Annotated in this window: 8 protein-coding genes, 2 tRNA genes and 2 rRNA genes; 10 read left to right on the top strand and 2 right to left on the bottom strand. The window is 37.5% G+C overall.

Annotation, left to right across the window (positions count from 1 at the left end; genetic code table 11):
* The 4 genes from C1H58_RS12215 to C1H58_RS06575 form a co-directional block, all read left to right on the top strand.
* A 23S ribosomal RNA gene (locus tag C1H58_RS12215) occupies positions 1-236 on the top strand; the annotation flags it as partial.
* Positions 237-307: 71 nt separating this feature from the next.
* Positions 308-422 (top strand): 5S ribosomal RNA (gene rrf, locus C1H58_RS06585).
* A gap of 11 nt (positions 423-433) precedes the next feature.
* Positions 434-508, top strand: a tRNA-Asn gene (locus C1H58_RS06580).
* Between the two features lies 1 nt (position 509).
* Positions 510-598: transfer RNA gene (locus tag C1H58_RS06575), tRNA-Ser, on the top strand.
* Positions 599-1,334: 736 nt separating this feature from the next.
* Here C1H58_RS06575 and C1H58_RS06570 read toward each other — a convergent pair.
* On the bottom strand, positions 1,335-1,745 hold the full coding sequence (locus C1H58_RS06570; RefSeq protein WP_060830135.1) for a YolD-like family protein: 411 nt from the start codon (positions 1,743-1,745) through the stop codon (positions 1,335-1,337).
* 151 nt (positions 1,746-1,896) lie between these two features.
* Between C1H58_RS06570 and C1H58_RS06565 the strand changes: the two genes are divergently transcribed.
* Genes C1H58_RS06565 through C1H58_RS06555 form a run of 3 tightly spaced genes read left to right on the top strand, consistent with a single transcriptional unit; the run spans position 1,897 to position 3,876 of the window.
* Positions 1,897-2,472 carry a GNAT family N-acetyltransferase gene (locus C1H58_RS06565; RefSeq protein WP_165545711.1) on the top strand — a complete coding sequence of 192 codons (576 nt, stop codon included), beginning with the start codon at positions 1,897-1,899 and terminating at the stop codon, positions 2,470-2,472.
* A complete protein-coding gene (locus tag C1H58_RS06560; protein WP_165545710.1) occupies positions 2,465-3,109 on the top strand; it encodes an ABC transporter ATP-binding protein in 645 nt (214 codons plus the stop codon). Before C1H58_RS06565 ends, C1H58_RS06560 begins: the two co-directional genes overlap by 8 nt.
* Positions 3,110-3,111: 2 nt before the next feature.
* Positions 3,112-3,876: an ABC transporter permease gene (locus C1H58_RS06555; protein ID WP_082165761.1), complete on the top strand. Its 765-nt coding sequence runs from the start codon at positions 3,112-3,114 to the stop codon at positions 3,874-3,876.
* Between the two features lie 174 nt (positions 3,877-4,050).
* On the opposite strand, the gene C1H58_RS06550 is transcribed toward C1H58_RS06555, so the two are convergent.
* Complete coding sequence (locus C1H58_RS06550; RefSeq protein WP_060830132.1) at positions 4,051-4,989, bottom strand: 1,4-dihydroxy-2-naphthoate polyprenyltransferase; 939 nt, start codon at positions 4,987-4,989, stop codon at positions 4,051-4,053.
* Between the two features lie 171 nt (positions 4,990-5,160).
* On the opposite strand from C1H58_RS06550, the gene C1H58_RS06545 reads away from it, so the two are divergent.
* Genes C1H58_RS06545 through menH form a run of 3 tightly spaced genes read left to right on the top strand, consistent with a single transcriptional unit; the run spans position 5,161 to position 8,963 of the window.
* Positions 5,161-6,519 (top strand): isochorismate synthase, encoded by a 1,359-nt coding sequence (locus tag C1H58_RS06545; RefSeq protein WP_165545714.1) that lies wholly within the window; start codon positions 5,161-5,163, stop codon positions 6,517-6,519.
* Entirely contained in the window at positions 6,512-8,182 is a 1,671-nt protein-coding gene (gene menD, locus C1H58_RS06540; RefSeq protein WP_165545709.1) for a 2-succinyl-5-enolpyruvyl-6-hydroxy-3-cyclohexene-1-carboxylic-acid synthase, read from the top strand. The genes C1H58_RS06545 and menD overlap by 8 nt, the downstream gene beginning before the upstream one ends.
* A complete protein-coding gene (menH, locus tag C1H58_RS06535) occupies positions 8,169-8,963 on the top strand; it encodes a 2-succinyl-6-hydroxy-2,4-cyclohexadiene-1-carboxylate synthase (protein ID WP_165545708.1) in 795 nt (264 codons plus the stop codon). Before menD ends, menH begins: the two co-directional genes overlap by 14 nt.
* The last annotated feature ends 7 nt before the right edge of the window (positions 8,964-8,970 follow it).

Raw genomic sequence — 8,970 nt, 5'->3', positions numbered from 1 at the left:
ATAAGGAGGGATGGACATACCTCTGGTGTACCAGTTGTCGTGCCAACGGCATAGCTGGGTAGCTATGTATGGACAGGATAAGTGCTGAAAGCATCTAAGCATGAAGCCCCCCTCGAGATGAGATTTCCCAACTTCGGTTATAAGATCCCTCGAAGATGACGAGGTAAATAGGTTCGAGGTGGAAGCGTAGTGATACGTGGAGCTGACGAATACTAATCGATCGAAGACTTAATCAAATTTGTTCATAAGGTTTTACTTGTGAATGTATACTTACTATCTAGTTTTGAATGTATAACATTCAATTTAATCTGGTGCCAATGGCAAAGAGGTCACACCTGTTCCCATGCCGAACACAGAAGTTAAGCTCTTTAGCGCCGATGGTAGTCGGACTGACGTTCCGCGAGAGTAGGACGGTGCCAGGTTATTTTATTATTCCACAGTAGCTCAGTGGTAGAGCTATCGGCTGTTAACCGATCGGTCGTAGGTTCGAGTCCTACCTGTGGAGCCATGGAAACGTACTCAAGTTGGCTGAAGAGGCGCCCCTGCTAAGGGTGTAGGTCGCGAAAGCGGCGCGAGGGTTCGAATCCCTCCGTTTCCGTAAATTATACTTCAAAGTCCTTAATTTAATAGGGTTTTCGAAAAGCAAGTGTCAAAAAAGTGCAAGTTACTTTTTTGACACTTTTTTATTTACTTAAAAGTCAGTCGTATCAAGAGGGTGACGCGCATCACTTAATCTCTTCGGAAGCTAAATGGTACCGATTTTAGACATCGTTTTCAGCTACAATAAGATTAAATGCAGATGTCCAATTCCTACGAGCTATAAATCTTACTTATTACAACAATGTCGCTATTCAAATTTTAAGGAGCATTATAAAATTTGAAATCCTGTTTGTCCTAACGAAAAACCGATCATGTAGACATGAACGGTTTTTTGAGTCGTTTCACAGAACAACTATTTTACATTTATAAGAGAATAGGGGGTTTACGTGTTAATTTAAAAGTAATCAATCCGTTTATTTAGCGTTTTAAATCTATTTTTAGTCACTCTTATACGAAGACTTAGCGAGATCGTATCTTTCAATGCATTTAAAAGATACAAATTATCTTTGAATACGTTATAAAAATGGTGTGCGCATTTTGCACTATCTGATATCAAGTATAGTACTTCATGTTTTCTTTTTTTTATTGTAATAAATATGTAGAAAATAAAATAATTGTCAAAATTTCGGGTATATTAATGTAGGACACGCGAGATGACGTGCATTTTAATGTATGAGTAGCAAGATGAATTATCGTGATGGTTTTCTTAACGATAGGATTATTTTTATTTTATATTATTCGACACCGTAAAGTTCATTTAAGCCAATTGTGAGTTGATCGGTACGTCGTTCATTCGCAATGACCAATATATTTTCTAATGTGTTAATGCTTGCAATGTAGCCTTGAATGGTATGAATCTGTCCAGAACGCCAATAGCTAATTTGAGTGAAGGCGTTTTTAGCAATTTTAAAATGCAACATTTGATTGATTTCGTTGATTTGATCTTCGCTTAAATCTGGGCGGTCGATTTTTAGTTGATTGGCTTCGAATTGTTTAATCTCTGAAAATTGTTCGGGTAGTGTCGCAAAGGGCGCCCATTTCACAATACCGCGTCCTTTAGGGATGCTCGTATTTAAATATTGTCTAGGAATCTTTCGATAATCAGTTTCAGATTGATACGCAGTCGGCAGTGTTTTATCTTTCATTGGAAATCACCTCATATCAATTATAGAACATACGTTCTGTTTTGTGAAGTAAAATTAGAACGTATATTTGCTAATTTAAATTATTTATTTTAAATCTTGCGTTATATAGACTAAAATATAAAGGGATTACATAGAAGAGGTGTGGAGAATTATGATTAGAAAAGCAACATATGAAGACGTACATGCGATTGCGGAATTGACCTACATGATATGGCAAGATATGGAATTGGAAATTGTGCAACGTTATGCTAAATCGACCGTCATCCATGCACTGATGAAAAGTATTACGGATGTACATTATCGAAATGCATTGGCACATGTTCATGTCTATGAGGTGAACCAACAAGTAGCAGGTATGATTGTGGCATATCCTGGGAAAAATGAAGCACAATATGAAAAAGAATGGGAGCGTTTACAGTTTGATACGCCTATTGAACTTGAACATACGACGCCTTTACCTGTGTTAGAGGCAGATGAAGGTGATATTTATATTGAATCAATTGCGACATTTCCTGAGTTTCGAGGACGTGGTATTGCGCGTCAGTTAATGCGCTATCTTTTATCATCTGATAATCATGCTACATGGGGGTTAAATTGTGAATATATCAATGAAAAGGCATATCAACTCTATCGAAAAATGGGCTTTGAAACAGTAAAAGATAAAATGTTGTACGGTCATCGTTATCGCTATATGAAATATAAAGGTGGGAACAAAATAGATGCTTGACGTGAAAAATGTGAGTTACTGTATCGATGATCAGCGAATTTTAGATCGTGTCAGTTTCCGTGTAGATCAAGGTGAAGCGATTGCGGTTGTAGGACCTTCTGGCAGCGGAAAAAGTACACTATTAAGAATAGTAGCTGATTTGATTAGTCCAACGGAAGGAACGATACAGTTTAAAAATGAGCCTTACGAAACATACGAACCAGAAGCTTTAAGACAAAGAATTAGTTATTTACCACAATCGGTTGAACTCTTTGGTGATACGATACGAGATAATCTCATTTTTCCATCGCACGCACGAAAAGAAGGATTTGATAAATCCCGTGCGAAATTTTTATTGGATGCGATGGGGTTGAAAAAGTATAAACTTTCAGACTCTGTTCATCACATGTCCGGCGGTGAAAAACAGCGCGTGACAATCGCGCGTCAATTGATGTTCAAACCAGATTTGCTTTTACTGGATGAAGCAACGAGTGCATTAGATGATATTAATAGCAAAAAAATCGAAAAGTTTATTTTTGATTTAGTCAAAGAAGGAATGTCTGTGATGTGGATTACACATAATACAGAGCAAAGTCACCGTCATTTTCATCGACAACTTGAAATTACAAACGGCACCATTACAAAGGAGGAACAATGATTATGATGAGTACAACTTCTTTGTTGTTAACGTCTTTATTGTTATTGATTCCGATACTAATTTCTTTTAAAGAAAGATTGCACATCGCGAAAGATTTAATTGTTGCTGCGATACGTGCAGTGATTCAGTTGGTCATTATTGGTTATTTGTTAGAATTTGTCTTCAAATTAGAACAAGTATGGATTGTTATCGCTTTAATAGTAGTCATTATGATTAATGCTGCAGCGAATACGCGAAAACGTGCTTCAAAAATCATGCATCATGTTTTTTGGGTTTCGTTTGCTGGAATAATGACAGGTGCTGTCCTTTCTTTAGGAGGCGTTCTGTTAACAGGTGCGATAAGCTTTAAGCCGAATGAAATTATTCCGGTTGCTGGTATGGTAGGGAGTAATGGAATGATTGCGATTAATTTGAGTTATCAAAATTTAGATCGGATTTTTACGAAAGAGACAGAATCTATTGAGGCAAAACTATCGTTAGGTGCGGGACCTTCATTAGCTGCAAAAGAGGCAATTAGAGAGAGTATTAAAGTAGCAATTGTTCCGACAATTGACTCAGTAAAAACATACGGGCTAGTCTCTATTCCAGGAATGATGACTGGGCTTATTATTGCCGGCGTCCCACCTTTACAAGCGATTAAATTTCAACTCATGGTTGTTTTTATTCATACAACGGCAACGATTATTTCAGCGCTTGTTGCAACTTATTTAAGCTATCGACAATTTTTTAATTATCGCCATCAGTTAATTCAAATTAAGGCGGATTAAAACATTTGTATATATCGCTATATATCATTACAATGAAATTGATAGTCTACAAGAGACTTTTGAAAAAAAGAAAAAGGTGGGAAGTGAAATCTCATGATTGAAGCGAGATTTCGTACTTCCACACCCGTCGTGATTTAAAAATACATCACATAAAATGAATGCGTACTGGATGTTTTATACGCCACCCAGTAAAGCGCTGATATAAATGCCTAATGCATACAAAACACCGAAAAATGTATTTGTTTTTCCTGCTGCTGCCATTGCCGGCATCATCGTTTGTGGTGTATCGTTCTTTTTAAAACGGCGATAAACTTTGATTGGCAGTGGAAAACTTAATAGTGCAAGTAAATAGAAGAGAGATCCACCATCTTTGAAAAGTGCCGTATAAATCACGAATAGATATGCTAAAATGTAGCATGCTGCCATAAAAATAAGCGAGCCACGTTTGCCTAATAAAATAGGTAATGTACGACGACCGCTTTGTTTGTCTTTGACGCGGTCACGAATATTATTAGCCATATTAATGAGGCCGATAGTAATTACAATTGGAATGCTAATCCAAAAAGCATAGTTTTGCAGGTTGCCTGTTTGTATGTAAAATGCGATGACGATAATAATCATCCCCATGAATACACCAGAGAATAATTCACCTAGGGGCGTCCATGAGATTGGGAATGGCCCACCTGTGTAAAGGTAGCCTACTGCCATACATAAAAGTCCAACAGGTATTAACCAAAATGAAGTTTGGATTGCTAAGTAAAGTCCAAGTAAAGCTGCGATGACGTAAAAAATGAGTGCGAGTCTTAAAACGTGCTCAGGTGTCATGCCATTACGGACGATGGCACCACCGATACCAACTGACTCATGATCATCTAAACCTTTTTTAAAGTCATAGTATTCATTAAACATGTTCGTAGCAGCTTGGATGAGTAGGCAAGCGACCAACATTGCTAAGAATAGACTAAAGCGTAGATGATCTTCGCTGCCTAATAAAAAAAGTTTAGCAGTTGCAGTTCCAACTAAAACTGGAACAACAGAAGCGGTGAGTGTATGTGGGCGCATAAGTAGCCAGTATTTGTGAAATGTTGAATGCTTTTCAAATTCAGTCGCCATATCAATAACCTCTTTTTATAATATTTATAATACATGGCTATTATAAATAAATTTTACTATTAAATCAATAATAATATTATAGGAAAGGCGCTTGCGCACACAACGACGATTAAAAATGTTAGAATGGAGTAATGGATGAAACTTGATTATGATGAAAGAAGTGAGAATGAGATGACTGTTGACGTCTGTGAACAGGCAATCATGGATGCGGTCAAACAAACAACACAGCAATGGGTTTCGATTGAAGTGAAGTTGCAAAAACAATTGGATCCGATCACGTTGTTTGAAATGTCAAAAGAAGATGCAGGAGATCGTTTTTACTTTCAGTTAAATGATAGTAAAACAGCTTTTTTTGGTTACCGTGTTGCAACAAAAATTAAAAATGATTTCACAAATAAACGCTCTATTTTTAAAGAATGGGAAAAGTTTAAAGACAACATTGCACTAATCCATCCTGATTCTGAGCGCCATCATTTGCGAATTTGTGGGGGGTTTCAGTTTTCTACAAAGCGTCTAGGGGATGAATGGCGCCGTTTTGGTGTGAATCACTTTATTTTGCCTGAAGTTTTAATATCACAAGTAAACGATGAAACGTTTTTAACCTATACAGTGCAGAAAGAAACGTTTTCTATAGATCAATTTAATGCGCTATTCGATCAATTGAATCATTTAGAAACAATCGAAATAAAAGATACGGCACCACCACCGGTGAAACGTATGGAAGACATATATAAAGATGAGTGGGAAGCATTAGTTGCAAAGACAACAGAACAGTTAGCTCATGATGAAAAAATTGTGTTATCGCGCAGACGTATGGTGCAATTTGATGCAGATTTAAGTATTCCAACGGTACTTTATCGGGCGTTACAAAATGAAAAAAACAGTTATCTATTTGTTTTAGAATCCGAAGAAGATGTCTTTATATCTCAAACACCAGAACAATTGTTTAAAGTTACAAACGGTGAATTATCTACCAAAGCCGTTGCGGGAACAATTCGTCGTACGCATGATGAAAAATTAGACCAAGCACATGTCGAAGCTTTTCTTAAAGATGCAAAAAACTTAGTTGAGCATGAAATTGTAGTCGAAAGCATACTTGAAGATATACGACCTTTTACGACACATGTCGATTATAATAAGGAACCTAAAATTTTAAAAAATGATCATTTATATCATTTATATACAGAGATGGGTGGTCCACTTGCACAAAAATCATATATCGAATTGATAGACGACTTGCATCCTACACCTGCACTTGGGGGATACCCGAAAGCGCGTGCATTAGATTATATTGAAGCGCATGAATTCGGCGCACGTGGTTTATATGGGGCACCTGTAGGTATGATTGATATGTATGATGATTGTGAGTTTATTGTGGCTATTCGTTCGATGTTAATGAACCGATATCAAGCCTTGCTTTTTGCTGGCGCAGGTATTGTTCAAGAATCTAATGCAGCTGAAGAAGTAGCAGAAACAGCTTTAAAATTTAAACCAATGATGGAGGCACTAGGGGTGACTGAATATGACTAATCAAAGTGATTTAACAGAACAAGTTTTTCATTTCGTTTCTGAGCTCTATGCGTATGGCTTGCGAGAAGTCGTGATTAGTCCAGGTTCTCGTTCAACACCAATCGCTTTGGCCTTGGAGTGTCACCCTGAAATTAAAACATGGATTCATCCAGATGAAAGAAGTGCTGCTTTTTTTGCACTAGGATTAATGAAGGGAAGTCAACGTCCAGTTGCAATCGTATGTACTTCTGGTACTGCGGCTGCGAATTATGTCCCTGCCATCGCAGAAAGCCATATTAGTCGTCTGCCACTTATCGTATTAACGAGTGATAGACCACATGAGCTTCGAAATGTAGGGGCACCACAAGCCATTAATCAAGTGGGGATGTTTCAAAATTATGTTCGGTTTCAATGCGATTTGCCAATAGCAGATGGTACGATGCATATGACTGAATTCAATGCATATCAAATACAAAAAGCGAGCCAATATTTTGACGGACCACAACAAGGGCCTGTCCATTTTAATTTGCCGTTTCGCGAGCCGCTTACACCTGATTTATCACGTTTAGACTTACTGAAAACAGAGACGTATGACCGTCCTAAATATCAAAAAGCAATAGATTTAAGTAGTATTGAAAAAACATTGAAGCAAGCGAAAGGCTTAATTGTCGTTGGTGATATGCAACATCAAGATATATCACAAATTTTAACGTTTGCTACCGTGTATGATTTACCGATACTAGCTGACGCATTAAACGGCATACGTGCCACACAACATCCAAATGTGATTGCAACCTATGATTTACTTTTGCGTGCTGGACTTGAAATTGAAGCCGATTTCGTTATTAGAGTAGGAAAGCCGGTCGTATCTAAAAAATTAAATCAATGGTTGAAAACAACAGATGCGGATCAAATTTTAGTTCAAAACAGCTCAAACGTAGATGCATTTCCTAAAAAACCTGATTACTTTTTTGAAATGTCACCGAATGACTTTTTTAGAGCTTTAGGTGAGGTGCCTGGTACATATCGTAAAATGTGGCTAAGTCAATGGCAAAATATGGAAGAACAAGCCCGTTTAACGATTATTGAGCATCAAAAAAATGCTAATGATGAGTCTGCATATGTGAGTCAGTTACTGGATAAATTAACAGATGAAGATTGTTTGTTTGTAAGTAATAGTATGCCAATACGCGATATTGATAATTTATATTTTAATCAGCGCGGTCGTATTTATGCTAATAGAGGTGCAAACGGAATAGACGGGGTTGTTTCAACTGCTTTAGGTATGGCTGTCCATCAAAAAGTAACATTACTTATTGGTGATATTGCCTTTTACCATGATATGAATGGTTTACTTATGTCTAAACTAAACGACATTCATATGAATATTGTGCTACTCAATAATGATGGGGGTGGTATTTTCTCATATTTACCACAGAAAAAGAGTGCTTCCCAACATTTTGAACGCTTATTCGGGACACCTACAGGGTTGAATTTTGAATACACTGCGTTGCTTTATGATTTTAATTTTAAGCGTATTCAAGACTTACAGGCATTTGCGTATGCTAATTTGACGACGATGACGCCAACATTGTTTGAAGTGATGACAAATCGTGAAAAAAATTATGACGCCCATCAAAATCTTTATCAGAAATTGAGTGAAATTGTAAATGTTACATTATAATTGGCATCGGGCACAACAACCGACCGACAAGGTTTTAGTATTGCTACATGGGTTTATTAGTGATCAACGCACATTTGATTCACATATCGAGAGATTGACGAGAGAAGCGGACTTAGTTTGTGTTGATCTTCCGGGACACGGCCAAGATCAATCTCCTACAGATATTCAATGGGATTTTGATTGGATTGCTTCTGAATTGCATATAGTGCTTCAACAATTTGACAGCCAAGCTATTTATTTACATGGCTATTCAATGGGGGCGCGGGTAGCACTTTATTATGCACTCAATCATGCTTCATTGTTGTCAGGTTTAATACTCGAAAGTGGTTCTCCAGGAATTCAAGATCCTGTTGCACGTCATGAGCGACAACAAGTGGATGCAGCACGTGCACGTGTACTTGAGATTGCAGGGCTCGAAGTATTTGTGAATGATTGGGAGAAGTTGCCATTATTTCAGACACAGAAATGGATGCCTGAAGTGAAACAGCTTCAAGTTCGACAGTTAAGAATGGCACAGAACGCGACAGGCTTAATTAAAGCTTTAACAGATTACGGAACGGGTCATATGCCGAACTTATGGAATCAGTTGAATACTTTGGAGTTACCTGTGCAATTAATTGTTGGTGAATGGGATGAGAAGTTTGTATCGATTGCACATCAAATGAAAGTGGCGCTACCTAATGCGAGTTTAGAAATTGTAGAGCGTGTAGGGCATACAGTTCATGTGGAAGATTCACCCAAATTTGATACAATATTATTGGAGTTTATTAAAGGTTACTAGAGGAGGC

It is taken from the genome of Staphylococcus sp. 191 (genome assembly GCF_011174885.1).
Classification (GTDB): domain Bacteria; phylum Bacillota; class Bacilli; order Staphylococcales; family Staphylococcaceae; genus Staphylococcus; species Staphylococcus coagulans.
The sequence above is the reverse complement of the archived record's forward strand: the minus strand, read 5'-3'. Positions and strand labels throughout refer to the sequence as shown.

Coding starts and splice junctions, on each gene's coding strand:
- C1H58_RS06570 (WP_060830135.1), bottom strand. CDS start 1,745: ATGAAAGATAAAACACTGCCGACTGCGTATCAATCTGAAACTGATTAT.
- C1H58_RS06565 (WP_165545711.1), top strand. CDS start 1,897: ATGATTAGAAAAGCAACATATGAAGACGTACATGCGATTGCGGAATTG.
- C1H58_RS06560 (WP_165545710.1), top strand. CDS start 2,465: ATGCTTGACGTGAAAAATGTGAGTTACTGTATCGATGATCAGCGAATT.
- C1H58_RS06555 (WP_082165761.1), top strand. CDS start 3,112: ATGATGAGTACAACTTCTTTGTTGTTAACGTCTTTATTGTTATTGATT.
- C1H58_RS06550 (WP_060830132.1), bottom strand. CDS start 4,989: ATGGCGACTGAATTTGAAAAGCATTCAACATTTCACAAATACTGGCTA.
- C1H58_RS06545 (WP_165545714.1), top strand. CDS start 5,161: ATGACTGTTGACGTCTGTGAACAGGCAATCATGGATGCGGTCAAACAA.
- menD (WP_165545709.1), top strand. CDS start 6,512: ATGACTAATCAAAGTGATTTAACAGAACAAGTTTTTCATTTCGTTTCT.
- menH (WP_165545708.1), top strand. CDS start 8,169: ATGTTACATTATAATTGGCATCGGGCACAACAACCGACCGACAAGGTT.